This window comes from Clostridium sp. (assembly GCF_018372875.1).
In the GTDB taxonomy this organism is placed as follows: domain Bacteria; phylum Bacillota; class Clostridia; order Clostridiales; family Clostridiaceae; genus Clostridium.
In genome coordinates this window covers 20738-45926 of sequence record NZ_JAHAIF010000020.1, presented here as the reverse complement: position 1 = coordinate 45926, position 25189 = coordinate 20738, and the positions used below count along the sequence as shown (strand labels likewise).

Here is a 25189-nt window from a genome sequence, read left to right as displayed (position 1 = left end):
AGAATATTTTATCATAAATCCTAAACTCGTAGAGTTTGGGATTTATTTTTTTTACAAAAAAAGAGCTACGCACTAATTATTTAGTGCGACAGCCCCTTTAATTATTTCCATTCTTCATCTTCTGGTTTTTCTAATCTAAACACACCGGCTGCTTTTAAAGTATTATCAGCAAGTACTCCAAGCTCCTTAGCTAATTCATATACAAGCTTAGATGATGAATCCATCTCTTCTGAAGCATAGTTAATCTCTTCAGATAATGCAACTATTTCCTCTGAAGTTTCAGAGATATTTTTAACTTTTTCTATAATATAATCACTCTTTTTTGATACTTCTTTTGAGCTTTTTTCTAAACTATTCATTGCAGGATTCATATCAATAATTAACTTAGATATATCCTTAAATGCTGATGTTGATGTGTAAATAATATTATTTTGTTCTTGAATATCTTTAACCATATCACTAGTCTTACTAACTAAATTTTTAGAATTTCCCAAAACATTACCTACTAATTTATTTATATTTATAGATGATTCCTTAGTTTGTTCAGACAATGCTCTTATTTCCTCTGCAACAACACTAAATCCTCTTCCTGACTCTCCAGCTCTTGCTGCCTCAATAGCTGCATTTAATGCTAGAAGATTAGTTTGTTCTGCAATTCCATTAATAAGAACTGATATCTTGTCCACTTCTTCTATATTAGCTTGCATGCTTTGAATAATAGAAACAAATTCATCAAACTTTCCATTAAAGTCTTCAAATGATGTTCTTAGTTTTTCCATATCATAAAAACTTATGTTGGCTTTGTCATTAACATCCCTGGACATACTGGTTATATTATTAGTTGCCTCTAAATTAGTTTCAAGTATGCTCTTAAAATCAGTTAAAATACTTACTATATTTAATATACTAGCAGATTCCTCTGTTAAATTTGACGTTATTTCTGATACAGACTTTGAAATGTTCTCTGCTGAATTCATTAACCCTTGAGATGTATAAGTTAATGTATTAGACTTATCATTAACTTCAATAGCGGCACTATTAACATCTCCTAACATTTTTACAACAGCATCTTGCATTGCATCTGTCTCTATAGCTATACCAGCTAATTCATCTTCTCTTTTAAAGTGCTTTTCTCTAATTCTATAAAAGAAGTCTCCTTCTTTTAATAGTTGAAAATGGGTTCTAAATCTGTGTATTAAGGTCGCAAACTTTGCTACTGCCTTATAAACAAAAATTACACCTGCTACTAAAGTTACTAATAGTATTGAAGAATAGGCTAATATCATTTTATTAAATGATGATCCTATTGCTAGACTGATAGCTTCATCCTTTAAAAGCATTTTTCCCATGAAATATAGTGATAAAATACTAATTCCATATACTATTGCAAATACTACTGCAACTTTCTTTGTAATAACAATTTTTAAACTTTTTCTATAGGTCTTATCGTATTGGGCGTTCACTTGGCATTCCCCCTTTATCGTACTGTGATTTGAAATAAAAAAGAGCAAGGCAAACATGCCTTGCCCTCTATTGAGCTAGATAATGACCATATCGCCTTATTTAATTATCGTAATATTATTAATAACTCTTAACATAGTTATTAATATTTTTATAAACCTTTTTATAAAAAATTTCTCTTATCTTAATTTATGAACAAATAATCCACTTCTTAATTTAGGTTCAAACCATGTAGACTTAGGAGGCATTACTTGATTTGTATCAGCTACCTTCATTATATCTCCAACCTCTGTAGGATACATAGAAAAAGCAACCTTCATATCCTTATGAACTCTTCTTTCTAGTTCACTTAATCCTCTTATTCCACCAATAAAATCTATCCTATCTGATGTTCTAACATCCTCTATTCCTAATATAGGAGTAAGAATATTATCTTGTAATATTGCTACATCTAAACTCTTTATAGGATCCTCTTCATTAAAACTTCCCTTTTTAGCTTCAAGCAAGTACCACTTATCTTCAATAAACATACCAAATGTATGCTTACTAACTGGTTTTATTGGTACATTTTCTTTAGATTCTATAATTATAAAGTTATCTTTTAACTTCTCAAAGAATTCATCAGTAGATAAACCATTTAAATCTTTAACTACTCTGTTATAATCCATAACCATTAAATCATTGTCTGGGAATGCCACTGCTAAGAAGTAATTAAACTCCTCTTCCCCAGTATAGTCCGGATTTTCTTCTCTTCTTTTTAACCCTACCTTAACTGCTGAAGCTGACCTATGATGCCCATCTGCAATATAAAGATTTTCTATTTCATTAAATAATGCAATTATTTCTTCTACTATTATTTCATTATCTATAACCCATACTTGATGACCTATTCCATCTTCTGAAATAAAGTCATATACTGCCTTTCTTTTAGTTCCTTCCTTAGTCCATTCTTTAATAACCTCAGAAGTAACTTCATCTTCCCTATAAGTTAAGAATATTGGACCTGTATTAGAATCACAATAATCTACATGATTAATTCTATCTAATTCTTTATCTGCCCTTGTATATTCATGTTTTTTTATAACATTATTAAGATAATCATCTATAGATGCACAAAATACTAATCCAGTTTGAGCTCTTCCGTTCATTATCTGTCTGTAAATATAAAGGCAAGGTTTCTCATCTTGAATAAATTGACCATTTTCAATCATTTTGTCTAGATTTTCTCTAGCTTTCTCATAAACCTTTTTATCGTGTATATCTACAGAAGGGTCTAAGTCTATTTCTGCCCTATCAATATGAAGAAATGAGCAGGGATTATCTACAACCATATCTCTAGCCTCTTCACTACTCATAACATCATATGGTAGTGCTGCAATCTTTGAGGCCAATTCTTCAATTGGTCTTATACTTTTAAACGCCTTAACTATAGCCACTTCATTGTACCCCCTAATATTTTATAAACTAAAGAATTCTTTTATAGTTGATGCTACCTCATCACCAATTCTTGTTTGTGCTTCTTCAGTTGAAGCTCCTATGTGAGGTGTTACACTTACATTAGGATGATTAACTAAAGCTTCATTTGCTGTAGGTTCTTTAGCAAATACATCTATACCTGCTCCAGCCACCTTTCCACTGTTTAATGCATCTAATAAAGCATCTTCATCAACAACATTTCCTCTAGCACAATTTATTAAATACGCTCCATCTTTCATTAATTCGAACTCTTTTTTACCTATTACTGAACCCTTTTCTTTATCATATGGAACATGTAATGATATAAAGTCAGACTTCTTTAATAAATCTTCCATATCACAGAATTCATATTCTAAGTTATCTTGTTTTCCAAATATATCATTATATATTACAGTCATTCCAAGGGCTGTGGCCTTTTTAGCTAAGGATCTACCTATTCTGCCCATTCCTATAACCCCTAAGGTTTTACCTGCAATTTCTATCCCTTTATATTTCTTCTTATTCCATTGTCCATCTCTCATTGTTACATTTGAATTACTTAAAAATCTTGCAACTGTAAACATGTGAGCTAATACTAGTTCTGCAACAGAATCTGAACTTGCATTAGGAGTATTCTTTACTGTAACACCCTTTTCATGGGCATGTTTTATATCAATGTTATCAACACCAACACCTGCTCTAACTACTAACTTTAATTTTCCGCCTTCAGCTTTATCTAATACATCAGCCGTAACCTTAGTAGCTGACCTTACAACAAGTGCATCAAAATCCTTTAATGCTTCTCCTAACTTATCTGCTTCTATATGCTCATTAACTACTTCTGCCCCGGCTGCTTTTAAGCTCTCTATAGCAGCAGCTTCTAACCCGTCGTTTGTTAACACCTTAATCATAATATATTCCCCCTTAATCTTTGCTTATTACCATATAATTTTGAAGAGTTTAGATAATACTCTAAACTCTCAAGATTTTATAATCCTAAAACTTCATCAATATTCTTTAATAATTCTTTTATATCTTCAACTTGGCAATCTGCCATATGAGCTATTCTAAAAGTCTTATCTTTTAAGCTTCCATATCCATTAGAAATTTGGAAACCTCTTTCCCCAAGTGCTTTGTTTAATGCTGATACATCTATATTCCTTGTATTCTTAACATTAGTAACTGTATTTGATAAATGATTCTTATCTGAATATAATTCAAAATTCTTTTCTGCCCAATCTCTAACTATTTGTGCCATTTCCTTATGTCTTGCAAATCTATTTTCAAGACCTTCCTCATTTAAGATATAATCTAGCTGATAATCTAAAGCAAACATATGAGAAAGTGAAGGAGTTGATGGATATTGATAATCCTTCTTTTGAATATATTTATATAGTTGAAGTAAATCTAAATAATATCCCCTGTTAGGAACTTGTTCAGCTCTCTTTCTTGCTTTCTCAGAAAATGTACAAATTGACATTCCTGGAGGCAACCCAATACATTTTTGAGTTGAAGTAATACAAACATCTATCCCACACTTGTCCACTTCTACCTTACTTCCTGCTGCAGAACTAACCATATCTACTATAAATACAACTTCAGGATATTTTTTTACTACCTCTCCTATTTCTTCAATTGGATTCATTATGCCTGTAGATGTTTCATTATGAGTAACTGCTATTAAATCATATTCTCCTGTAGCAAGTGCCTTATCAACCTCATCTGGATCAACAGCTTTACCCATTTCTACTTCATAAAGATCTGCTTGTACATTATTTGAAACTGCCATCTCGTACCATCTCTTACCAAAGGCACCTACTGAAAATACTGCTGCTTTTTTTGCTGTACAACATCTTATAGCACCTTCCATAAGCCCACTACCTGAAGTAGTTGAAAGAAGAATTTCATTTTCTGTGAAAAATATCTTTCTCATATTATCACTAATTCTTCTTTGCAGTGCTGAAGCCTCCTTACTTCTATGACCTATCATTGGTTCAGCCATTTTGGATAACACCTCTGGACGTACTTCTACTGGTCCAGGAATAAATAATTTCTTATGCATGTTTAAAATCCCCCTTAATTATATATATATATTTATTGCTGCACTCGAATTTCTAATAAAAAAGCCCCATGTGTATTTGTATGAAATACAAGTGTTCTTGTAATGTATATTATATACCATTATTATGAAATTGGATATACTTTTTTTAAATATTTTTATTTTTAAGATTTATTTATGATTTACTTATATTTACTACCTACAAAACTAAAAACCACTAGTATTTTTACCAGTGGTTTTCATTTTCATCAAAATATAAAACTGATTCAGTTTCTCTACAATACTTTACGCACATACATTGAGATAACTTTCTAGGACATTTATAGCAAAGGCATCTTGTATCATCGCCATTACAATTCCCATTCTTCTTTTCAGGGCATTCTCCACAATTAACTCCAGTACCGGCTGGCATAAAATCATCTCCTTAAACCTTTCAATATAATATAGATTAACATAATAATAGAAGTAAAAGAAGCAATAATTGTAATAAGAGGGGTAATAGAAATATAGGGTATTAATAAAAATAAAGCTTCGCAAATGCGAAGCTTTATTTTTACTTATGCTAAAATATCTTTCTTTTTAAATATAATAGTGGATATTATATAACAAAGAATAATAGTTCCAACCATTAAAGCAACTCCAAGGCCTATGCTGAAGTTAGGATTATTAAACATCTGAGCTATACTACCATCTATAACACTAACTGTATTTCCATAGTTTAAGAATATTAAATGTCCAAACTTAGATGCTACAGAAGGAGACATCATACAAATCATAGTACTTGCTACACAAACTAATACTGAAATAGCCATACTAATCATACTGCTTTTAACTAATGTAGATATCATAAATATAAGAGCACAGCATGCAATTATAAATAATATTTGTAATGCAAACCCTTGGAATAATGCATCCCCTCTTGTTGATAATATTCCACTACCATCAACCTGTGATAATTGAGGTGCACCATACTTTTCTATTTCACTATAATCCCATTGGAACTTCATACCTACCAATTTAGGCATCTTTGCAGCATCAAATCCAGTGAATGCTCCTATCACTCCATAGGCAGCAACTTCTAATCCAGCTATCATAGCTACAACTGTAATAACAACTGCAATAAACTTAGATAAAATAACCTTTGCTCTAGAGATTGGCTGAACTAATAAAAACTTTAATGTAGCTGGTGTAGACTCACCTGAAACAATATCACTCATAAACACAGCAATACCTGCTGCTAATATTATTAAACCTATAACTTGCATGAACTTCATTCCAACATTTGTAGGATAGAACTCCCACTCTTCAACTGGCTTTACCCCAGCATCTAAAAATGAATTTATTTCTGCCATCCTTTGTTTCTCATATGTTTTATATCTATCAGGATAACTTTTGTCATCTAAAACTTCTTGAATATTTTTCTTTTCTTGTTCTAATGTTTTTCTCCACAAATTAGGATCATCAGGATTCTTCTTTCTTTCCTCTTGAAGTTTAATCTCTTCCTTTAGGTTAACTATATATTGTTTTTGTTCCTCTATTGCTTCCTCTGCCCATTTATCCTTATATGTCTCTAACTCTTTTAAATGATCTTCAGCATATTGGATAGAGCTATTTAAAGATTCTATTCTACCTTCTGGAGTATTATTGTAAGCTATATCTTTTGCATCTATATTACTTATAATTCCAATTCCTACAACGCAAATAGCAAATAGTGCAAATACAATCCATGTTTTAGCTCTTTTAGATATCTTAATTAATTCATTTTTTATTAATGTAAATAGCATTATCTTACCCCTCCTTCAACAAGCTCCATATATCTTTGCTCAAGTCCTTTTCTATTCTTATAAATTTCTTCAACTAACACATTATTTTTTAATAATACCTTTAATAATTCCGTTGTTTTTCCTGTTTCCATTATTATGTGAACTTCTTCATCTATAACTGTTGATGAATTTACGAACCCGATATCCTTTAATACTTTTATAGCTTGTTCCTTATCGCTTGAAACGATTAATGTTAAACTATCTAATTCTGTTTCCATGCTATTATCATGAATATCTTCTACAGACTTAATAACTCCATTATTTATAAATGCAACTCTATCACAAAGATTTTGAACTTCGCTTAATATATGGGAAGAGATAAATACTGCCATTCCCCTTTCTCTTGCAGCCTTCTTTACAACATCTCTAAAATCTATAATTCCAGAAGGATCTAACCCGTTTGTAGGCTCATCTAAAATTAATAACTTAGGATTTCCTATTAATGCAGCAGCTAATCCAAGTCTTTGTTTCATTCCTAAGGAATACTTTCTTACTTTATCGTCTATTCTACCTTTAAGACCAACTAAATCTATTAATTTTTCTACTTCCTCTTTAGATACCTTTCTTATTCTTGCTATTTGCATAAGATTTTCTCTACCAGAAAGATATTTATAAAGTTCAGGATTTTCTACAACTGCGCCAACATTTTTAAGAGCTTGTTCTTTTTCTGATAAAACACTTTTACCACATACCACTATTTCCCCTTCATTTGGAGATATTAACCCAACAAGCATTCTTATAGTTGTTGTTTTACCCGCACCATTTGGTCCTAAAAACCCAAAAATTTCTCCCTCATTTACAGATAAATCTAAGCCTTTAATAATTTCTCTTTTGCCAAGTTTTTTCTTTACCCCTTTTACTTCTAAAACTTTCATATGTTCTCCTCCTAAAATTCTATATACTAATAATAACCAACAATACTTAAGATTAAACAATCTAAAACCTTAGTTTTTTCTTAACATATTCTTAAATTACACAATTATTGTCTTTGATTTTATAATTTTCTATAATTAAAAAAAGCTCACAATTAAGTGAGCTTATAAAACTACATAAACAATTTGAATATTACTAAAACAGCTACCCCTGGTACTCCTAAAAATCCTGCTACAAGAGCTGTTATCCAGTTGATCCCAATAAGGTTTGGATATCCAACTTGTCCACCTATAAAGTTAACTAAATATAATAATATCACACCAAATACACCATTAAGAAGTATCTTTAAAGGCCACTTAAATAACTTTAAAATAATAAATAATATGGCTAACCCTACTATACCAAATATTATTGGATTCGTAGTTACTAACTGTGTTAATTGTTCCATTGAAATCCCCCCGTTTACTTTACTCTGCCATTCTTATACACCTATCTAATATATATTCATTACTTACTCTAATATCTCTTTCTTTTGCCAATGAAAGTAAATATTCATATCTTTTTAATGCAACTTCTTCAGCATAGATAGCAAGTTCAATTAATTTTGAGTCCTGTACATTATCGAATATGCTTCTTGCAGCTTCAAGTTCTGCTTTGGCATCTTCAATTGCATCTATAATATCTAATCCTTCATTTTCACTTTCCTTAATACCTGTAATATATTGAATTATATTCTTTTTATTCATAACTACCCCTCCAAACTTATTTATTTAAATTATTTCCATTTTTAGAGGTAATATACAAACGCTTCAAAATTTTTGGAACACATTTCACTATATCCCATATATTAATTCTATAAGAAGCTTTTCACTCATTATCAAACAAAACTTCTAAAACTCCCATCTATCTATTAAGGGGCCCAATGTAAATTGTGGCCCTCCTTTTTATTGCCATATTATATTTCAGTTCTACCTTCTAAGGCTTTAGATAGAGTTACTTCATCTGCATACTCTAAATCTCCACCTACTGGAATTCCAGCTGCAATCCTTGTTACCTTAACATCCAGAGGTTTTAATATCTTAGATATATACATAGCTGTTGCTTCTCCCTCAATGTTGGGATTAGTTGCAACTATTACTTCTTTTATATCTTCTCTCATTCTAGATACTAATTCTCTTATTCTAATATCTTGTGGACCTCTTCCTTGCATAGGAGAAATATTTCCATGCAGAACGTGATAAAGTCCATTAAATTCCTTTACCTTCTCCATTGTCATAATATCTTTAGGTTGTTCTACTACACAAATTACACCCTTATCTCTATTAGGATTTGAACATATTGAACATGGGTCACTATCAGTAAAATTTCCACAAACCGAACAGTATTTTATAGTTCCTCTTGCTTTAACTAATGCCCCTGCAAATTCTTTAACCTCATCTTCTGGTAAATTTAATACATGTAGAGCTAGTCTTTGAGCTGTCTTTTGCCCTATACTAGGTAACTTTGCAAATTCTTCTATTAGTTTTTCTATAGCTACTGGATAAAAATCCATACCTTACCTCATTCCTTTCAGTAAAAAGGCATACAGGAATAATTTATACCTGTATGCCTTAAATAATTTCCTAGAATAAACCAGGCATCTTTAAACCACCTGTTAATTTACCCATCTTGTTAGCTGTTTCTTCATCAGCTTTTCTTAAAGCTTCATTTACAGCACTAAGTACTAAATCTTCTAACATCTCAACATCATCTGGATCTACTACTTCTGGTTTTATGTTAATTCCTAAAACTTCTTTCTTTCCATTTACACGAACTGAAATAGCTCCTCCACCAACTGAAGCTTCAAATTCAGCAGCTTCAACTTCTTTTTGCATTTCTTCCATTTGCTTTTGCATTGCTTGAGCTTGCTTCATTAAGTTATTAATGTTTCCTCCGCCGAAGCCACCTGGAAATCCACCTCTTGCCATAATCAATTCCTCCTTACAAAATATATATTTTATATTATATAGTATTTTTCAATTCAATTCTATCTTTTATTCATCTATTATTTCTAATGCAGATTCTCCTAATGCCTGTAAGAGAACTTCTTCAGGGTTTCTCTCTGCTTCTTCCTTAGTTTCAACAGTAAATCTAACCTTTAATCTTTCTCTCATTACTTCTGAAACCACTTCATTAATAACCTTTATATTATCAGGTTTTTCTAATCTTATTTTATTAAACGCATACTCTTCTTCATATTTTATTACAACAACACCATTATTGCAGGCTACAGGTCTTCCTGTCATTAATGATGCATATATAACCATAGCTCTTCTAGCTTTTAAAGCCTCTAATATATCATGCCATGATCTTTGTATATCTCCAATAGATGTTGTTGCATTAGTATTCACTTCAATAACAGGAGTTTCTGTTACTGCTTGTTCTTTGTTAATCACATTTTGTGTTGCAACTATTTTTTGCACATTAGATACTTCTGAAATCTGATTACTACCTTGTTGTACTTGAGCCACTTGTATCTTTCCACTCTTTATTGCTTCTTCTAATCTATTTATTCTAGCAAGAATTACTTCACTAGATGTATCATATTCAATTTTGCACATTTTAATTGTAGCTAATTCTAAATATAGTCTTGCTTGTTTACTAATCTTAGCATTACCCTCTGCCTCTTGAAGTATTCTAATATCTCTCATTATTTCTTCTACTCTTATTCTAGAGCCTTGCTCTTTTATAAGATTTATATTTTCCATAGACATATCTAGCACTTCTTCAGGGTTATTAGTTACTTTAGCCATTAGTAAATTTCTAAAGTGTCCTGTTAAGTCCTTAATAAATAAATTTATATCCTTACCTGCATAAACTACTTCTTCAATAATATTCATTGCTCTTTGTATGTTTCTTTCTATTATTGCTGAAGTTATATTAAATAAATATTCATTAGTTACTAATCCAAGCATTCCAACTACATTATCATAATTAACTGAACCATCACCCATTGCAATCGCTTGATCTAATATACTTAATGCATCTCTCATGGCACCATCAGAAACTCTAGAAATAAGTTCTAAACTTTTTTCATCTGCTAAAACTCCCTGAGCACCTACTATTTTTCTTAATCTATCTGAAATGTCTGACTTACTAATTCTCTTGAAGTCAAATCTTTGGCATCTAGAAAGTATAGTAATAGGTAACTTTTGTGGATCAGTAGTTGCCAAAATAAATATTACGTTAGCTGGTGGTTCTTCTAGTGTTTTTAGGAAGGCATTTACTGCTCCCATAGATAACATATGAACCTCATCCATTATATATACTTTAAATCTAGCTTCCTGTGGAGGATACTTAGCATCATCAATTATATCTCTAATTTTATCTACTCCATTATTAGAAGCAGCATCTAATTCTGTGACATCTATAGCTAATCCCTCATTTATCTTCTTGCACATTTCACATTCATTACAAGGATCTCCATTTACAGGATTAAGACAATTTAAAGCTTTTGCCATAACTTTTGCAGTAGAAGTTTTTCCTGTTCCTCTGGTTCCACAAAAAAGATAAGCATGAGCAATTCTATCATTTTGTATTTGATTTTTTAACGTAGTTGTTATGTGTTCTTGACCTACTACATCTTCAAAATTTTTAGGTCTCCATTCTCTATATAAGGCTGTATATGCCAAGGTCTTCACCTCTCTACTCTTGTTAAATCCTATATTTCTTATTATACACTACTGCAGAACATATTAGTAAATAATTATTTAATATGTTAAAATAGTTTAGATACTATTTTTAGGGAGGTTAATTATGAGTCTTTACGATGAAAAATATTTATCTATAGTAAAAGACATTCTAGATAATGGGTATTATGATAATAATAGAACTGGAATGCCTACATATAAGTTGCCACATCAAATAATGCAATTTAATCTTCAAAAAGAGTTTCCTATCCTAACAACTAAGTTTGTTGCTTTTAAAACAGCTGTTAAGGAAATGCTTTGGATTTATCAAAAGCAATCTAATGTAGTTGAAGACTTAAGACAAATGAACGTTAAGATTTGGAATGAGTGGGAAGGTGAAGATGGTACTATCGGTAAAGCCTATGGATACCAAGTAAAAAAATTTCACCAAATAGATAATCTAATAGAAGCATTAAAGAACAATCCTCAAGATAGAAGAATGATGTTAAATCTTTGGAACTGGGAAGACCTTCCTGAGATGACCCTTGCTCCTTGCTGTTTCTTAACTATGTGGGATGTTACTGACGGTCACCTAAACTGTATGTTAATTCAAAGATCCGGTGATATACCTTTAGGAGTTCCTTTTAACAGCGCTCAATTTTCAGTTCTAACTTGTATGTTAGCACAAGTTACAGGATTAAAGCCTGGCTTATTTACTCATGTAATTAACAACGCTCATATATATGAAAACCAAGTTGAGGGTATGAAAATACAACTTACCAGAGCAAATGATGCATACACTGCTCCTAAGTTATGGTTAAACCCTGAAATAAAGGACTTTTATGACTTTACAATTGATGATATTAAATTAATAGACTATGAATATCATCCTGCAATTAAAATGGAGGTGTCTGTTTAATGCTTTCAATTATTGTTGCTATAGCAGAAAATAACTTAATAGGTGGAGACAATAAACTACTATGGCATTTATCTGAAGACTTAAAAAGATTTAAAGAAATAACTATGAATAATACCATAATAATGGGTAGAAAAACCTTTGAATCATTACCTGGAATTCTTCCTGGTAGAAAACATATAGTCATAACTAGAGATCAAAATTATAAAGTTGATTCTGATCAAGTTGAAATAGTACATAATATTCAAGATGTTATAAATGAATATGCAAATAATAATGAAAATGCCTTCATAATTGGTGGAGGTGAAATATATAATACAACTTTCCCTTATTGTAGCAAGTTATATCTTACAAAAATTAAAAGAAGTTTTTCAGGAGATACTTATTTCCCTGATATAGACTTTAGTAAGTGGAAAATTACTTATTCTTCTGGTGAAAAGAAAGATCCTAAAAACGGAATAGAATTTGAATATATTAATTTAGATAGACAGTAAGAAAAAGAGGGATTTTAAGCAAAGCTTAAATTCCCTCTCTTTCTTATCCTATTGTCCTATATTGTTAATCCTATTGAAGAGTAACCTAAATATTTCTTGTATATCATAAAAAAAGCCTTTCCTTTATTTTAAGAAAGGTGTACATAATAAAACCGTGCACCCTAGTTCGATTATAAATCATACGCGTTACCTATGCAGTTAGCTCAAGCCAGATTAATCCACGGCACACGAAAGTGACCACTTATCGCTGCTTCCTTCCGGACCTGACGAGGTTCATGGGTTCCATTGCGTGGGACCCGACTATCAACACCACTTACATAGGGCAGACCATACTCATTATAGCCTCCCTAGGGAATTCAATCCTGCTATAGCGGATTGCAGGTTACAAGGCACCGCTAACTCCCCATCTAGCACGGCATTGGCGGAGAGAGTGGGATTTGAACCCACGATAGAGTTTCCCCTATACACGCGTTCCAGGCGTGCTCCTTCGACCACTCGGACATCTCTCCAAGATATACTATTGTTTTTAATACTTCATTATAATATCATAGATATAATTCTAATTCAATAGAATATTTCTTCCTTAAGATTTTATAAAAGAACTGTTCACAAATTTAATATACTATGCAATTTGCTACAGTCCTCAATTTTACTTCTTCTTTCTATAAATATATACTAATAAAAATATACTTATAACTATTCCTAATATACTTACTATCTGAGCTATTCTTAACCCAAAGAACATTAGGCTATCTGTTCTTAATCCTTCAATAAAGAATCTTCCTAGAGAATATAATCCTATATAACTAGAAATAACAATTCCATCAGTTCCCTCTTTTTTCTTATACAAAATAAATATTAAAATTCCGCAAACTAATAAATTCCACATTGATTCATATAAGAAAGTTGGATGATAATAATTTCCCCTTATATACATTCCATCCTGTATAAACTTAGGAAAATGACTTATAAATTCAGACGATACAGGGCCACCATGAGCTTCTGAATTCATGAAATTTCCCCATCTTCCTATAGCTTGAGCTAAAATTAAAGATGGAGCTACAACATCCATATACTCTAATATATTTATCTTCTTCACTTTTGCAAAAATATATGCAGCTAAAAAAGCTCCTATAAGTCCACCATGAATAGCCAAGCCACCTTGTCTTATATTAAATATATCTATAAGATTGCTTCTATACCTATCAAATTCAAAAGCTACATAATATAATCTTGCTCCAATAATTGCACAAGGAAATGCAATTAAAAATCCATCTGTTAATAAATCAAAACTTAAATTTTTCTTTTTACAGTTAAAATAAGCTAATGTTAAAGCAACTATTACTCCTAATCCTATTAATAATCCATACCACCTTACTTCTAATCCAAATAGTTCAAATGCAATTGGGTTGTTCATAAACTATAATCTCCTCTTCTGTAAAATTCCATTCCTCTTTAAATCAAAAAATTTTTTTAATATATCACTACATCGTTCATCATAAGCCCATATAACATTAACAAAAGAATTTAACCTTCTATTGTCTACTAAATTAACTACAGAACCACAAGCTCCCATATCTTTATTAAATGTACCTATATATAGCCTTGATATTCTACTTTGCAAAATAGCTCCTGCACACATTGGACAAGGTTCTAATGTAACATACATTTCACATCCATTTAATCTCCAATCTCCAATGTTACTGCAAGCCTCTCTTATTGCTATAATCTCAGCATGTTCAGTAGGATTACTCTTTTTTTCTTTTTGATTATAACCTCTTCCTATAATAATACCATCTTTCACAACTATAGCACCAACTGGTATCTCTTCTGCCTCCATAGCCTTTTCAGCTTCTATTAAAGCATACTTCATAAAATCCATAAACTATTAACTCCTATATAACTATAGAGGAAGTTAAATAACTCCCTCTATACATTAAGTAAATATTCTAACTTTCTTAATCCTATTTTTATCTACTTCTTCAACAACGAATCTGATGTTATTAATAAGAACCTCTTCTTTTTCTTCAGGTATTCTTCCAAGTTCTCCTATTACTAATCCACCTACAGAATCTAACTCCTCAGACTCCATACTTACTCCTATAAGATCACTTATATCATTAAGTCTAGCACTTCCGTCTACTATATATTCGTCTTCTTTTACTACCTCAATCATTTCATCTTCATCGTCATACTCGTCTTCTATTTCACCAACTATTTCTTCAATTAAATCTTCGATAGTTATTATTCCAACAGTTCCACCATACTCATCTAAAACTATAGACATGTGGTTTTTACTCTTTTTCATTTCCTTAAATACTTCTGTTATTTTCTTAAATTCAAATGTATAGAAAGGCTCTCTTGTATAATCCGTAACCTTAAAATCTTCTTCATTTATATCTGCTATTATCAAATCTTTAACATTAAGTATTCCTATAATATTATCAATAGTTTCCTTATAAACAGGAATTCTAGAAAATTGTTCTGTTTTTATTATATCTAAAACTTCTTTATATTTACATTCAACATCTATAGCAGTTATATCAACTCTTTGAACCATTATATCTTCAACTTGCATATCTGCAAAATCAAAAACATTAAATATCATTTCCTTTTCTACATCTTCAAGAACACCTTCTTCTTCACTTACACCAACCATTGTCTTTAATTCTTCCTGCGTTATAAATGGCTCAGATGCTTTAGGATTTCCTCCAAGAAGCCTAATAAATATAGATGAGATTCCAGTAAATACACTAACAAGTGGTCTAAAAACAGATACCACTAGTTTAATAGGTTTACTAACAATTAATGATACGTTTTCTGACTTTTGTTTTGCAATTGATTTAGGTGTTATTTCACCAAATATAAGTATTAATACAGTCATAACTAAAGTTACTATGGTAACAGCCTTATCACTACCTCCAGATAACTTTAAAGCTAATGAAGTAGCCAATGATGATGCTCCTATATTAACTATATTATTTCCTATAAGTATTGCTCCTAAAAGCTTGTTTGGGTCCTCAATTAATTTCTCTACAAGTTTTGATCCCTTAACATTTTCATCTACCATATGCCTAATTCTTATCTTACTTAAAGACATAAGTGCTGTCTCTGACATCGAGAAAAATCCTGATAATATAATCATTATAATTAATAGAATTATCTCAAACGTGTAGCTAGAGTCCAACTATAATCACTCTCCTAATTCTCCTAAATATATTTTAATATTTATTATATCATAATATTTCTATTTTTTATATTAACTATTATGCCTAGAAATTCTAATATTAATATCATATACAAATCTAATTTACAAAAAAGGTGAGCAGATATTTTTTAATATAAAAATGTAATAATACCTTTGATTTATAGCAAATTAAAATTTTACAATTTCCTAGACGTTAAAAAAAAGTACTCAAGAAAAACTTGAGTACTTGGTATCCCCAGTAGTAATTATAAAGTGTTTTTTATAGCTTGTCCTAATAAATAAAAACCCACCTTAAAAGCTTAGTATTAAAAGCTTTAGGCGGGTTTTATTTTAATCATAAAAATTCTATTTATTTCTTAATTCCGCGACCTATTGTCGCCAAGATGTCGCTACTCTACTTTAGGCTTTATTACTGAAAATGCTTCATCTCTTAATACTTGTGAAGCAACTCTCATTGTAACTCTTAATCCCATAAGATCTTCTTGTCCTAAATTAATGCTTGTACCATCTTCTAGACTTAATGTACTTTCTCTAAGTACTTCATATTGAATATCTTCTAATATCCCTAATCTCAAGTAATCAAAATCACCAGTAATTAATGGAGTTTTTGTACTATCAAAATGAGTTGTATATTCAACTGGTGTAGAATATATATTATTTACATCTGTAACTAATTGAGTTCCCATTGTTGTCTTAAGGTTTCTCAGCTTAGTTTTAGTTGCTGGTGCTTGAATTAATACAGTAGGTGTAAAGCCACCTTCTTCAACTTTTCCCATTGTATTAGATATATCAATCATTATGTCATCTGTTTCATCTACTCCCCTAGTTGTTCCAACTGAAAGTAATGTCTTTTTAAATGGATTTTTTGTATCTCCAGTTAATATAGTCCTATCTATTACACTATAAAAACTTTCTGCTATAGCGTCCTTTAGATCCTCAAATAAATTTGTTACTGGATCTGTAAGAGCCTCCTTTGAAGCAGTCATTATTATTGCTATCTTTTTAGCTTCTAATGTTACTGGAATTATTGAAGGTTTTCCAACTTTTATTTTTTCACCTTCTCCAACCCATGTTGCTCCTGGAACATTAATTACAACTGGTATTGTTTTTTTAGGCGTTGTCATTGGCTCAACCTTTGCATATTTCATACAAATAGAGCCCTCCATTATTTGCTTTACTATCTCATTACTTATTTCATGTGGGATAATCCCATCTAGTTGTTGACTTAAAATCAATTCATCTGCCATATATTATCTTACTCCTTTGACTATACGCTCAAAGTCGCTCATTTGCCCTCTATTATTAATAGAGCCATTTCCTCCTGGAATATATGAATGTAGTTTTAGTCTATTTTCAACTGCTCCATCAACATATTTGACCATTAGATCTTTGAACGTTTCTATATTTTTTATTGTTTCTTCCGTATCCTTACCAGCTAAGAAGTTAACCATCTCAACTGGTATATTCGATTTTACTAACAACTCTTGATATTGCATTTTTAATTCTAATTGTTGCTTTTCCTTATTAGCTTTTTCAAGAGCAGCATTTATTTCTTCTAACTTAATTTCTGCATCTGTTTTTTGAGGATATCTCTTATTTATTTCCTCTTCAATCAAATTATTTAAATTCTTTTCTTTCCATGACTCAATACTCTTATCAAGCCTTTTATTAACTGTTTTATCTACAATGCTATCATAATAGCCTTTAATTTCTAAATTATTATCTAATGCACTTTTAAATTGTTCTAGAGTTACCTCACCAACTGAATCATTGTCAATTGACTTTTGCTCTTCTTGATTATTATTTACTTCTTCCATTTCTCATTTTCTCCCTTCACCATAGACTTTTACACCTATGACTTTTCACGAATTTCATAGAATTTCTGTAACTGGTCAACCGGAATTTGCTACTCTTCAAATTTAGAATGTACCCCTTATAAACACATTAATATTTATGCAAATAATCCTGTATATTATACATTTATATTCTGTATAGGAATACCAATTAATATTATAAATCGCTTTATCACTAACCTTGAGCGATTTTATCATTTAATTAGCGACAATTTTAGCGACAATGCGATTTGTATTAATATTTATATGCACAATTTATACATTTGTTCATAAAGACCAACATTACACCTACATTATACCACAACCCCAGTAATAAAGCCACTTACAAAGATATTTATTGTTTTCTCGCAATGTGTCGCACATCTGTCCAGGTCAGCCTATAAAGATAATGCATAGTTATGCAAGTGTGCAAGGATAAATTATTTACTATTGCATATCTTTCTAAGCTAGTAATATCAATACTCACAGAGATTTATGCAATAGTGCAATAGTCTATTCGTGTATATACTCTATAATATATAATTAATTATTACCCATTTACCCATATTTACATTATTTTATGGGTATTGGGTATATATTTATTTATTATATTTTTTCAATTCTAAATATATATATTAACTATTGCAAAGCTAGTAATAGACTAACTTTAACTATTGCAACCCACTATTGCACCACTATTGCAAAATGTCATATTACTATTGCACATCATATATTCTTACCCAAAAATGTCTGGGTATTTTTCAATATTTAATTTTTCCTTACCCATAAAAATTTTAAGTGTTACCCAAATTTAAAATCGTGCGACACTGTCCTGTAGTTGTCGCATATTTGTCGAAAAATTTTTTTAAAAAAAAGACCCTTACTATTTAGTAAAGGATCATAAATTCTACGGTCAATCAAATTGACCGAGATTTATTAAACTATAAAATATAAAAATAAGCTTCGTCCTTAAGACGAAACTTATTTTTTTTGATAATACTAGGTGTTGGTTTAATCGACACCTAGATAGTAAGATCCTAATGGGTTAACCCCACTTGTGGGTACGAATTTCGTACTAACATATGGATCTAGCAATTATTTATTCTCAAATTCTTCAAATGATTCTTTTATTGAATTTCTTATATTTTGTTTTAATTTATTATATTGTTCATCATTAAGCTTATTTACATCATATGATTTTTCAAATACTGCTGAATTATATATTTTTATTAATTCTGATATAATATCTTTTTCTTTACTATTAAATAAAACCATAATGTTTGTAAAATCTTCTATTCCCTTAATAATTTTATCACACTTTTTTAATAAATTTTCTTGGTCCTCTAAAATCCATTTAATTTTATTATCATTAAGGTTACCATCTTCTAGAACTTCTTTTTTCATTTTATTAGACTCTTCGATTTCTTTCATCTCTTTAAGTAATTTTTCAATATCATATTTAGCATCAAATTCTTCCCATATTGGTATATTAGGATCTAAGTCTGTTACTTGAATATTTAAAGCTTTTGCAATTTTTATTAATATCTCTAATGATGGAGTTCTTAATCCACTTTCATAATTAGATAATGCTCTCAATGATATGCCAGATTTACTAGCTAACTCACTTTGTGTCATGGGTATTCTTTTTCTATAATATTTTATTTTCTTATTTAGTTCCATGAAATCACCTCAAAAATAATTATATCAATCAGTATGCACAATGTACATATTTTTTATTAATCTGTATTGACTTATGCACATTGTGCGTATTATAATACAAATATGCACAATGTACATATTGGAGGTGTATTTATATGAATATGAAGCTTGAAAGAATCAAGAAAAACTGGTCACAAACCGACTTATCATTAGCAGCTAAAGTATGTAGAACAACAATATCACAAATTGAAAAAGGTCAAATTGACAACATTAGATTTGGTACATTAAAGAAACTTGCAGCTGCTCTTAACTCAACAGTTGAAGAATTATTTTTAAAAGAAGAATAAGAACTCAATAGATATTTTGGATTTAAAGGCTAATCCTTTTGAAGGATTAGGGTATTTCTATCATATCTAAAACAACAAGCTAAAAATTTAGCTTACTTATCAAAACGGAAAATTCCGCAGTTAAAAATAAAGTGCAATGCTTTATATAAATTAAAAAGACTTTAACTAATAGGAGGTAATTAACTTGAATAAACAAGAACTATTGGATCTAAATCAAATTCATGATGAAACTGGAATATTAGTTGTTACTCTTCAAAGTGACATAAGAAAACAAAGGTTGAAAGCTAAAAAAATAGGCAGAAAATATATGGTTACTCGTGAGGATCTTAACAGATATCTAGGTATTGAAAATGTTGACGAAATACTTAAAAGAGATTTAGAAATAGCAAAGTTAAAAAATCAATTAGAAGGTTTTAAACGCCAATACGCTACATTAAAGCAACTAATGGATACAATGCAAGGCGTTATAAACATATTGTAGGTGGCGCAATGAGTAAAAGTTTATTATCAAGATTTAAGAAAATCTATGAAGAAGGAACTGGATTAAAAGTAACAAGGAGTAACTTAGATAAGAATGGTAACTTAACAGTTGGAATTGTTAATTCAGAAGGTAAAGAATTATTTTACTTGAACGTTAGGGAATACCCTAATGGCGAGATTTATTGGTTTTAGGAGGATTTTATGAGTTTTAGATTATTTGAAAAATATATTGATATTTGCCGTGAGTTAGGGGTAACTCCTTCATTAGAGGGTGCTGCTAAGTTCAAGATGGCATTTTATAAGTAGGTGATATTGATTGAAAACTAAAGAAGAGGTCATGGAAAGGCTTAATTTATGGCCAGTTGTTCCCATCATTGATTATGATGATTATCGTTGCAGTTGGAGTGATAAAAGTGAAAATCAAGTTTTACTTAAAAATTACCAGGAACTTAAAAATTATATACCACCTAAAAACAAAAGAATTACTGGATACTATATATATACTGGTGAAAAAAGCAACATCATTGTTATTGATTTAGATATAGGTCATAAATCGGATGTTAATGGTATTAGTAATTTCAATGATATTATAACTAATCTACCAATTGAGGATCAAAAAATAATTAATAATACTCTAACTGTATTAACAAAAAGGAATGGTATTCATTTATATTTTAAATACAACTCTGAAATAAATAAAAAGGTAAGCTTTGATGGAATAGATATAATAACTAACGGTTGCCTTGCTCCAGTTCCAGGAAGTAAAAGACGTATAGATCCACCTGGTAATAAAAAGATAGGAACTTACGAGTTATTATTTGACTATCCAATACAACCCATGCCACAAAGTCTAATAGAGGTAATTAAGCAGTATTATGTTAAACCTGAAGAAAAATCTAAGAGGGGTAGACCAACAACTACAAGTAAATACTACAAAGCTATGGTTGAGGGTGATGGTAGAGATGATAATTTAATATCCTGGTTAGGTCATATGATTAAGCGTAATCCTAACCTTAGAAATAAAGACGAGCTATTACCATTAGCTGAAATGTATAGCTTAAGATATTTTAATCCACCATTAGAAGATAAAATTATTAATGAAAAAGTCAATAGTATTTTAAAATATGCTGATCCACCTTATGTAAATGAAAAAGGAAAAATAATAAATGGTGCCTTAGCTGATACCTTAATATCAGATATTAAATATAAATATTATATGGGAAAAAATTATACTTATAACGGCCTATTTTATAAGGAATGGGAATTAACTGAAACTTTGAGAAAGAAAATATACACTTACGTTACAACTGAAAATGAAAGTACCAAAATGGCTAATGAAGTAATATCTCTAATGCATGATAAAGCTAGTGTTGAGGATTCTAAAGACTTTGAATATATAACTGTTAATAACGGACTATTACATTTAAGAAGTAATAAGCTTCTTCCACATAATGAAAACATATTTACAACTTTCAAAATAGATTGTGAATATAAAAGTGATTGGAAACTAGATTATGAAGGCTCTAATATTCAAAGATTTCTAAATACTACCTTCCAAAATAATGAAGACTTAATTAACATGGCAGTTGAGATTATGGGAATGTCTTTATTACCTAACCCTTCATTATTTCAAAAGCATATATTACTTATGGGTGAAGGTAATAACGGTAAAAGTATTTATATGAATTTAATAAAGTCATTACATGGCGGTTATGTATCTGCTCAAACTACAGATAAATTATGTGATAAAAAGGAAAATAAATTTTGTACATCTGCTATGATCGGTAAAAGATTAAATCTTGTTGATGATGAAAATGACATTTATATGAAAGATACTGGATTGTGGAAAAGTATAGTAACTGGTGGTGTTGTTAGTATCGAATATAAAGGTCAAACTCCTACTAGTGGAAACTTAAATATCCTTCTCATATCAGGAACTAATCATGTATTTAAATCAAAAGATAATTCAGACGGTTTTTATAGAAGGTTTTTCATACTACCATTTTATCAAAAGTTTGTTGATAAAAATAAGTTGAATCTACCAATAAACAAAGACGCTTTACCTCGTGATGATTTTATAGAAAGTAATATATTAAATAATGAAATGTATATTCTTTTAGGCTTAGCCTTAGAAGGATTGCAACGAGTATTAAAGCGACACTATAAGTTTAAACCTATAAAAGCTATAGATGAAACATTAGATAAACTAAAAGCTGAAAATAACCCTATATATGAATTTGTTAATGACTTAAAAAAAGGTGAGTATTTGGTTGAGCAAATAACTGGAACTCAATTCAGATTTATATATGAGAGATGGTGTAATGATAATGATAAATTTGATATGGGTGGAAAAACATTTGGAAACCTAATAAAAAAATATTATGAAACTAAAATATCTCATGGAAGAAAGTATTTCAATGTTGATATGCCAAAAGAATATTTAGAACTGTTAAGTAATATTAAATATTCACTAAAGAAAGATATAGAAATACAACCTAAAGATCCAGTATATAACGGTGTACAACTATGTAACACTATTAAATTGTAAAGGAGCAATTTACCAATGGATAATATTATAGATCAACTTAACAACACTATAGAAAATAACGATTATAACACTCTTGAAATTATAAGAGATGACTTAATAGAATTTAAAGAAAATTTAATAGGATCATTGGAATCAATTGATCCTATTAATGGTATTGATGATGTCATGGAAGATATAGACTTATTAATTGAAAAAATCAATGGTGATATGGATTGGTAATATAAAAAATTAACCTTAGTAAATTCTAGAGATAAGGAGTTATCGTGTCTAAAATTTACAAAGGTTATTTAATTAATCTGCCAAGATCAAAAAGTTTTTAACACTAACCCAAGAAATAGGTTAGGAACAATAACTTTTCATCTATTATTATACCATTTAAAGCTAGTTTTTTCAATGATAAGGAGGATTCTATGAATATTATTGAACAATATAAATTCAATAAAACTCGAATTAAAATCATTAAAAATGATTTTGAAATTTACGAAAATAACTATTTAATTTTAGATGAAAAAGAAAACATTAAATTTATTAACAAGTTAACAATAGAGCTGAATAACTTAAGCGAATTTAACAGAAAATTTGATATCGTATATAATTCATTAAATGAAACTGAAAAGTTTTTTATAGGAGAAAGGTATTTTAAAAACAAATCATTAGATGATATGGTTTATTTCTACTTGAAAAATCAAAACTTAATACCTACAATCTCACCTTATAAACAACATACTAATAAACCCAAATCATATAAAACTATTGAAAGTTATCTAATTAAATTTAATAAAAAACTATTTTCCAAATTAGAAAGAGGTGTTTTATAAGATGTTTAAATATAAAGGAAAGAAATTCATCATAAAATTAGTTCCATTTGTACCTGAAGGTAAGGGAATAACATTTAAATACAACAATATTCACATTTGCTATATAAGTAAACTCACTTCTAAAAATAAGCTTCAAACATTAAAACATAAAATGATATTAAGCTGCATTTAAAGGAGGATTATTAATAATGACAGATGAAGAAAAGAAATTTTATGAATTATTAAATAGAATCAAACGTCTTTCACAAAAGCAATTAAAAGATTTACAGTTATTACTTTCATATATAGAATAGGAGGATTACAAAATGGCTTACTTTAAAAATATAGGAACAAAAAACAAACCTAACTGGATAGTTGAAGCTAGTTTCGGAACTGGTAAAGATGGTAAAAGATTAAGGGTCAAAAAAACTGGTTTCAGAACTCAAAAAGAGGCTGAAGCCTACTTAAACGAATATGCTAATAATGTTAATAAGGGAAATATAAAACTTGAAGCAAGAAATATTAATTTTGGTGAGTTTATAGAGCAATGGTTTAATGATCATAAATCAAAAACTCTATCAATAAATACACTAACTAACTACAGATCAAGAATATATACTCATATAATTCCTTCATTAGGGCGTTACAAACTTACTGAAATTGATAATATTATAATTCAAAACTTTTATAATAGCCTTATTGAAGAAGGCTTAAAACCCTCTTCTGTAAAGAAGATTATAGAAATACTAAATAATTGTTTTAAATATGCTATTAAAATGAGATTAATAGTAATTAACCCTACTGATATTGAAAAATTACCTTTAGATAAGCCTAAAATTGAATACTGGAATAAAGAACAGTTAGATTTTTTTCTTAATAGTATTAAAAATACCTCTTTATATACTCCAATATTAATTGATGTATTAACTGGATTAAGAGTTGCTGAACTTTGTGGGCTACGTTGGAAAGATATTAATTTTGAAAATAGATCCATTGAGGTTAATGGTCAAATTATATTTGATAGACTTAATAATGTACTTGTACCTACAGATGTTTTAAAGACCGATAAGAGCCATAGAATTATAAAGATACCTAATATACTAATTAACCATTTAAAAGCCATTAAAGAGGACGTAAAGCCTAATGAGAATAACTTCATCATTACAAACAGATATGGACTTATAGTTAATCCTCGTAACCTAAGTATGAACTTTGCCAGGGAAGTATCTAAATATAAAAAATCATTAGATGATATAAAAAATGAACTTGGATATGATCCCGAGAACTATATGCAACTTCCTCAAATTACTTTTCATGGTCTAAGACATACCCATGCTACATTACTAATTCTTAATGGTGAAAATGTTAAAGTTGTATCTGAAAGACTTGGTCATAAGGATATAGCAACTACACTTCAAACATATACTCATGTAATGGACGATATGAAGGAGAATACTGCCTCTTTACTTGATAAAATGTTTGATAATCTTTAATTAAGAATAATGTCGCTAACATTGTCGCTAATTTATAATAAAAAAAGCTATAACCCTTTGTATTACTAGGTTATAA

The 25189-nt window shown here is 29.7% G+C and carries 28 protein-coding genes, 1 tRNA gene and 1 other RNA gene; 10 read left to right on the top strand and 20 right to left on the bottom strand.

The annotated features are described in order from the left end of the window. Positions 1 to 101: 101 nt before the first annotated feature. The 12 genes from KIB46_RS08670 to dnaX form a co-directional block, all read right to left on the bottom strand. Positions 102 to 1463, bottom strand: coding sequence for a methyl-accepting chemotaxis protein (locus KIB46_RS08670; protein ID WP_291671438.1), 1362 nt, complete (start codon positions 1461 to 1463; stop codon positions 102 to 104). Positions 1464 to 1640: 177 nt separating this feature from the next. Beyond that, positions 1641 to 2897 (bottom strand): DUF1015 family protein, encoded by a 1257-nt coding sequence (locus KIB46_RS08665; protein WP_291671437.1) that lies wholly within the window; start codon positions 2895 to 2897, stop codon positions 1641 to 1643. A gap of 21 nt (positions 2898 to 2918) precedes the next feature. Next, the gene (locus tag KIB46_RS08660) at positions 2919 to 3827 is read right to left on the bottom strand and encodes a D-2-hydroxyacid dehydrogenase (protein ID WP_291671436.1); all 909 of its coding nucleotides are present in this window, start codon (positions 3825 to 3827) and stop codon (positions 2919 to 2921) included. A gap of 77 nt (positions 3828 to 3904) precedes the next feature. Then, complete coding sequence (locus tag KIB46_RS08655; RefSeq protein WP_291671435.1) at positions 3905 to 4978, bottom strand: alanine--glyoxylate aminotransferase family protein; 1074 nt, start codon at positions 4976 to 4978, stop codon at positions 3905 to 3907. Between the two features lie 223 nt (positions 4979 to 5201). Then, positions 5202 to 5387: a hypothetical protein gene (locus tag KIB46_RS08650; RefSeq protein ID WP_027099104.1), complete on the bottom strand. Its 186-nt coding sequence runs from the start codon at positions 5385 to 5387 to the stop codon at positions 5202 to 5204. A gap of 145 nt (positions 5388 to 5532) precedes the next feature. After that, positions 5533 to 6759 carry an ABC transporter permease subunit gene (locus KIB46_RS08645; protein WP_156561402.1) on the bottom strand — a complete coding sequence of 409 codons (1227 nt, stop codon included), beginning with the start codon at positions 6757 to 6759 and terminating at the stop codon, positions 5533 to 5535. Then, the gene (locus KIB46_RS08640; RefSeq protein WP_291671434.1) at positions 6759 to 7673 is read right to left on the bottom strand and encodes an ABC transporter ATP-binding protein; all 915 of its coding nucleotides are present in this window, start codon (positions 7671 to 7673) and stop codon (positions 6759 to 6761) included. Before KIB46_RS08640 ends, KIB46_RS08645 begins: the two co-directional genes overlap by 1 nt. Before the next feature lie 170 nt (positions 7674 to 7843). Next, positions 7844 to 8119: a pro-sigmaK processing inhibitor BofA family protein gene (locus KIB46_RS08635; RefSeq protein WP_156561404.1), complete on the bottom strand. Its 276-nt coding sequence runs from the start codon at positions 8117 to 8119 to the stop codon at positions 7844 to 7846. Between the two features lie 19 nt (positions 8120 to 8138). Then, the gene (locus KIB46_RS08630; protein WP_156561405.1) at positions 8139 to 8417 is read right to left on the bottom strand and encodes a DUF2508 family protein; all 279 of its coding nucleotides are present in this window, start codon (positions 8415 to 8417) and stop codon (positions 8139 to 8141) included. Between the two features lie 209 nt (positions 8418 to 8626). Further along, a complete protein-coding gene (gene recR, locus KIB46_RS08625) occupies positions 8627 to 9223 on the bottom strand; it encodes a recombination mediator RecR (protein ID WP_156561406.1) in 597 nt (198 codons plus the stop codon). A gap of 70 nt (positions 9224 to 9293) precedes the next feature. Continuing rightward, the gene (locus KIB46_RS08620) at positions 9294 to 9638 is read right to left on the bottom strand and encodes a YbaB/EbfC family nucleoid-associated protein (protein ID WP_027099110.1); all 345 of its coding nucleotides are present in this window, start codon (positions 9636 to 9638) and stop codon (positions 9294 to 9296) included. A 66-nt stretch (positions 9639 to 9704) separates the two neighbouring features. Continuing rightward, positions 9705 to 11342 (bottom strand): DNA polymerase III subunit gamma/tau, encoded by a 1638-nt coding sequence (gene dnaX / locus KIB46_RS08615; protein WP_156561407.1) that lies wholly within the window; start codon positions 11340 to 11342, stop codon positions 9705 to 9707. Between the two features lie 124 nt (positions 11343 to 11466). Between dnaX and KIB46_RS08610 the strand changes: the two genes are divergently transcribed. Together KIB46_RS08610 and KIB46_RS08605 are read left to right on the top strand one after the other, a co-directional pair. Further along, positions 11467 to 12258: a thymidylate synthase gene (locus tag KIB46_RS08610; RefSeq protein WP_156561408.1), complete on the top strand. Its 792-nt coding sequence runs from the start codon at positions 11467 to 11469 to the stop codon at positions 12256 to 12258. After that, positions 12258 to 12749: a dihydrofolate reductase gene (locus KIB46_RS08605; RefSeq protein ID WP_156561409.1), complete on the top strand. Its 492-nt coding sequence runs from the start codon at positions 12258 to 12260 to the stop codon at positions 12747 to 12749. Before KIB46_RS08610 ends, KIB46_RS08605 begins: the two co-directional genes overlap by 1 nt. Before the next feature lie 152 nt (positions 12750 to 12901). On the opposite strand, the gene ffs is transcribed toward KIB46_RS08605, so the two are convergent. The 8 genes from ffs to KIB46_RS08565 form a co-directional block, all read right to left on the bottom strand. After that, an RNA gene (gene ffs, locus KIB46_RS08600) (signal recognition particle sRNA large type) lies at positions 12902 to 13165 on the bottom strand. Between the two features lie 3 nt (positions 13166 to 13168). After that, positions 13169 to 13258: transfer RNA gene (locus tag KIB46_RS08595), tRNA-Ser, on the bottom strand. Between the two features lie 140 nt (positions 13259 to 13398). Further along, positions 13399 to 14166: a prolipoprotein diacylglyceryl transferase gene (gene lgt / locus KIB46_RS08590; protein ID WP_291671433.1), complete on the bottom strand. Its 768-nt coding sequence runs from the start codon at positions 14164 to 14166 to the stop codon at positions 13399 to 13401. 3 nt (positions 14167 to 14169) lie between these two features. Then, positions 14170 to 14631, bottom strand: a complete 462-nt coding sequence (locus KIB46_RS08585) for a nucleoside deaminase (protein ID WP_156561411.1) — start codon at positions 14629 to 14631, stop codon at positions 14170 to 14172. Between the two features lie 54 nt (positions 14632 to 14685). Then, positions 14686 to 15936 carry a hemolysin family protein gene (locus KIB46_RS08580; protein ID WP_291671432.1) on the bottom strand — a complete coding sequence of 417 codons (1251 nt, stop codon included), beginning with the start codon at positions 15934 to 15936 and terminating at the stop codon, positions 14686 to 14688. A 410-nt stretch (positions 15937 to 16346) separates the two neighbouring features. Continuing rightward, the gene (locus KIB46_RS08575) at positions 16347 to 17204 is read right to left on the bottom strand and encodes a phage major capsid protein (RefSeq protein WP_291671431.1); all 858 of its coding nucleotides are present in this window, start codon (positions 17202 to 17204) and stop codon (positions 16347 to 16349) included. A 3-nt stretch (positions 17205 to 17207) separates the two neighbouring features. Further along, complete coding sequence (locus KIB46_RS08570) at positions 17208 to 17774, bottom strand: DUF4355 domain-containing protein (protein WP_291671430.1); 567 nt, start codon at positions 17772 to 17774, stop codon at positions 17208 to 17210. Positions 17775 to 18884: 1110 nt separating this feature from the next. After that, positions 18885 to 19469, bottom strand: a complete 585-nt coding sequence (locus tag KIB46_RS08565; RefSeq protein ID WP_291671429.1) for a helix-turn-helix domain-containing protein — start codon at positions 19467 to 19469, stop codon at positions 18885 to 18887. A gap of 134 nt (positions 19470 to 19603) precedes the next feature. Between KIB46_RS08565 and KIB46_RS08560 the strand changes: the two genes are divergently transcribed. The 8 genes from KIB46_RS08560 (at position 19604) to KIB46_RS08525 (ending at position 25113) form a co-directional block, all read left to right on the top strand. Continuing rightward, positions 19604 to 19795, top strand: coding sequence for a helix-turn-helix transcriptional regulator (locus tag KIB46_RS08560; protein WP_291671428.1), 192 nt, complete (start codon positions 19604 to 19606; stop codon positions 19793 to 19795). A gap of 184 nt (positions 19796 to 19979) precedes the next feature. Further along, positions 19980 to 20276, top strand: coding sequence for a DNA-binding protein (locus KIB46_RS08555; protein ID WP_287620892.1), 297 nt, complete (start codon positions 19980 to 19982; stop codon positions 20274 to 20276). An 8-nt stretch (positions 20277 to 20284) separates the two neighbouring features. Then, positions 20285 to 20467, top strand: coding sequence for a hypothetical protein (locus KIB46_RS08550; RefSeq protein WP_291671427.1), 183 nt, complete (start codon positions 20285 to 20287; stop codon positions 20465 to 20467). A gap of 124 nt (positions 20468 to 20591) precedes the next feature. Then, positions 20592 to 22823 (top strand): phage/plasmid primase, P4 family, encoded by a 2232-nt coding sequence (locus KIB46_RS08545; protein ID WP_291671426.1) that lies wholly within the window; start codon positions 20592 to 20594, stop codon positions 22821 to 22823. Between the two features lie 15 nt (positions 22824 to 22838). Next, on the top strand, positions 22839 to 23042 hold the full coding sequence (locus KIB46_RS08540; protein ID WP_195271047.1) for a hypothetical protein: 204 nt from the start codon (positions 22839 to 22841) through the stop codon (positions 23040 to 23042). Between the two features lie 191 nt (positions 23043 to 23233). Next, positions 23234 to 23641: a hypothetical protein gene (locus KIB46_RS08535; protein ID WP_291671425.1), complete on the top strand. Its 408-nt coding sequence runs from the start codon at positions 23234 to 23236 to the stop codon at positions 23639 to 23641. A 1-nt stretch (position 23642) separates the two neighbouring features. Then, a complete protein-coding gene (locus KIB46_RS08530; protein WP_291671424.1) occupies positions 23643 to 23813 on the top strand; it encodes a hypothetical protein in 171 nt (56 codons plus the stop codon). A gap of 133 nt (positions 23814 to 23946) precedes the next feature. Continuing rightward, complete coding sequence (locus KIB46_RS08525; protein WP_291671423.1) at positions 23947 to 25113, top strand: site-specific integrase; 1167 nt, start codon at positions 23947 to 23949, stop codon at positions 25111 to 25113. The last annotated feature ends 76 nt before the right edge of the window (positions 25114 to 25189 follow it).

What these genes read in the sequence shown, in the direction of transcription:
- KIB46_RS08660 (WP_291671436.1), bottom strand. Translation starts at nt 3,827, where the DNA reads ATGATTAAGGTGTTAACAAACGACGGGTTAGAAGCTGCTGCTATAGAG.
- KIB46_RS08655 (WP_291671435.1), bottom strand. Translation starts at nt 4,978, where the DNA reads ATGCATAAGAAATTATTTATTCCTGGACCAGTAGAAGTACGTCCAGAG.
- KIB46_RS08650 (WP_027099104.1), bottom strand. Translation starts at nt 5,387, where the DNA reads ATGCCAGCCGGTACTGGAGTTAATTGTGGAGAATGCCCTGAAAAGAAG.
- KIB46_RS08645 (WP_156561402.1), bottom strand. Translation starts at nt 6,759, where the DNA reads ATGCTATTTACATTAATAAAAAATGAATTAATTAAGATATCTAAAAGA.
- KIB46_RS08640 (WP_291671434.1), bottom strand. Translation starts at nt 7,673, where the DNA reads ATGAAAGTTTTAGAAGTAAAAGGGGTAAAGAAAAAACTTGGCAAAAGA.
- KIB46_RS08635 (WP_156561404.1), bottom strand. Translation starts at nt 8,119, where the DNA reads ATGGAACAATTAACACAGTTAGTAACTACGAATCCAATAATATTTGGT.
- KIB46_RS08630 (WP_156561405.1), bottom strand. Translation starts at nt 8,417, where the DNA reads ATGAATAAAAAGAATATAATTCAATATATTACAGGTATTAAGGAAAGT.
- recR (WP_156561406.1), bottom strand. Translation starts at nt 9,223, where the DNA reads ATGGATTTTTATCCAGTAGCTATAGAAAAACTAATAGAAGAATTTGCA.
- KIB46_RS08620 (WP_027099110.1), bottom strand. Translation starts at nt 9,638, where the DNA reads ATGGCAAGAGGTGGATTTCCAGGTGGCTTCGGCGGAGGAAACATTAAT.
- KIB46_RS08610 (WP_156561408.1), top strand. Translation starts at nt 11,467, where the DNA reads ATGAGTCTTTACGATGAAAAATATTTATCTATAGTAAAAGACATTCTA.
- KIB46_RS08605 (WP_156561409.1), top strand. Translation starts at nt 12,258, where the DNA reads ATGCTTTCAATTATTGTTGCTATAGCAGAAAATAACTTAATAGGTGGA.
- lgt (WP_291671433.1), bottom strand. Translation starts at nt 14,166, where the DNA reads ATGAACAACCCAATTGCATTTGAACTATTTGGATTAGAAGTAAGGTGG.
- KIB46_RS08585 (WP_156561411.1), bottom strand. Translation starts at nt 14,631, where the DNA reads ATGGATTTTATGAAGTATGCTTTAATAGAAGCTGAAAAGGCTATGGAG.
- KIB46_RS08575 (WP_291671431.1), bottom strand. Translation starts at nt 17,204, where the DNA reads ATGGCAGATGAATTGATTTTAAGTCAACAACTAGATGGGATTATCCCA.
- KIB46_RS08570 (WP_291671430.1), bottom strand. Translation starts at nt 17,774, where the DNA reads ATGGAAGAAGTAAATAATAATCAAGAAGAGCAAAAGTCAATTGACAAT.
- KIB46_RS08565 (WP_291671429.1), bottom strand. Translation starts at nt 19,469, where the DNA reads ATGGAACTAAATAAGAAAATAAAATATTATAGAAAAAGAATACCCATG.
- KIB46_RS08560 (WP_291671428.1), top strand. Translation starts at nt 19,604, where the DNA reads ATGAATATGAAGCTTGAAAGAATCAAGAAAAACTGGTCACAAACCGAC.
- KIB46_RS08550 (WP_291671427.1), top strand. Translation starts at nt 20,285, where the DNA reads ATGAGTAAAAGTTTATTATCAAGATTTAAGAAAATCTATGAAGAAGGA.
- KIB46_RS08540 (WP_195271047.1), top strand. Translation starts at nt 22,839, where the DNA reads ATGGATAATATTATAGATCAACTTAACAACACTATAGAAAATAACGAT.
- KIB46_RS08535 (WP_291671425.1), top strand. Translation starts at nt 23,234, where the DNA reads ATGAATATTATTGAACAATATAAATTCAATAAAACTCGAATTAAAATC.
- KIB46_RS08530 (WP_291671424.1), top strand. Translation starts at nt 23,643, where the DNA reads ATGTTTAAATATAAAGGAAAGAAATTCATCATAAAATTAGTTCCATTT.
- KIB46_RS08525 (WP_291671423.1), top strand. Translation starts at nt 23,947, where the DNA reads ATGGCTTACTTTAAAAATATAGGAACAAAAAACAAACCTAACTGGATA.